Genomic DNA, 1,405 nt, shown 5'->3' with positions numbered 1-1,405 from the left:
CCCGCGCCCTGGACGGAACGCGGCCCCCTGCCCCGCCCGCCGCTGGGCCCGAGGCCGGGCTTGAGGCGGTCGCGCCGCTGTCGCGAGGGCCGGGCGGGGAGCCGGAATCGGCGCGAGGATGGCGGGAGGGGCGCCGTTTCCGACCCCCGGTGTCTACCCCATCGCGCTTGGTCACGCCGGCTCCTTCACACGCCTACCTGGCAAAACATGGTTTTGCCCCCCGTTGGGCACAAGATTGCCAGGATTCTAGCTGCCATATAGGTACATCAGAGACATGTGCCCAAGCTGAGATGAACCACAGATGACATCATGACGTCGAGGTGGACGACGCCAGCCAGGTGTTGCACTGGTAGACCCGGCTCCGTTCCCACCCCTGCCGGAACCATCGGTGGTTGTTCACGGGAGAGCCGTGGTCGCGGGGATATCCGGGATGGTCGCCGACCTGCCCGTTGAACCAGAAGAGGCGCGAACGGCCGGCCGTGCTGATCGGGTACGAGGCCGCGACCGAGCGCATCCACATGCCACCGAAGCAGGTTGCCTGGAGCTCCAGCTTCCTGCTGAGTGCAAGCTTCTGGCCCCTGCCACCCGTGTCGAGGGTCTCTCGCCACCACGAGTCCATCAGGCCGGTGATGTTCTGCACGTGGTGCCCGTACTCGTGCGACATGATGCTGCTGATCGCCCCGTGCCACGAGACGATCTGGCCGTACCCGCGCATGGTGCCGTTGCCCCTGACGACGGCCGAGGTGGAGGCGTAGATCGTGTTGTTGCGCGGGCAGTAGTACGGCACGATGCTCCCGCGCGAGGGGTAGTCGCCGCACGCGCCCCGGCCGCGCCCGGACGCGATGGCGTAACCGGGAGGGCTGAACGCGATGCCCTGGCGGCGCAGCGCCGGCCCCCAGGCGCGGTCCATGCACTTGCCGGTCCTGAGGATCAGCGCCTTCAGCTGGGTGTGGCTGTAAATGCTCGCGTCGCCCGCGCGGCAGCTCAGCCGGGGAAGCGCGCCTGCCCGGTAGACCGTGTTGTCGCGCAGGCTCGTGTTGAGCGTGACCCTCGCGGGCGGGTTGACCGTGGTGTCGGTCGTCCGCGTCGCCGTCGGCCGGCCCGTGGGTCGGGCTGTGGGCCGGGCTGTGGGCCGGTCCGGCGACGACGGGTCGACTCGCTCGCTCGGCCGCTCGTACGGGCTGTAGGTCGGGATCGCGACCGGCGTGGTGGTGTCCGGCCGGGAGGAGCTCGCGAACACGGCCACACCGATGACCATCAGCACGAACAGCCCCGCCATCGAGCCGAACACCAGGCCCAGGATCCCGGCCGCCCCCATGCCCGCCTTCCTGCGCGGCGCCTGCGGCCACCCGTACGGTCCCTGCCGGGGCGGGGGAGGTGGCGGCGGCCCGGGCCGCGGCGTGGG

1 protein-coding gene is annotated in these 1,405 nt (G+C 70.6%); it reads right to left on the bottom strand.

The features are described 5' to 3' along the window. Positions 1-307: 307 nt before the first annotated feature. Positions 308-1,405, bottom strand: a 1,098-nt coding sequence (locus tag DQW85_RS23010; protein WP_338043407.1) for a neutral zinc metallopeptidase, incomplete at its 5' end; no start/stop codon positions are given.

It is taken from the genome of Nonomuraea lactucae, assembly GCF_003313395.1.
Taxonomy (GTDB): Bacteria; Actinomycetota; Actinomycetes; order Streptosporangiales; family Streptosporangiaceae; genus Nonomuraea; species Nonomuraea lactucae.
The sequence above is the reverse complement of the archived record's forward strand: the minus strand, read 5'-3'. Positions and strand labels throughout refer to the sequence as shown.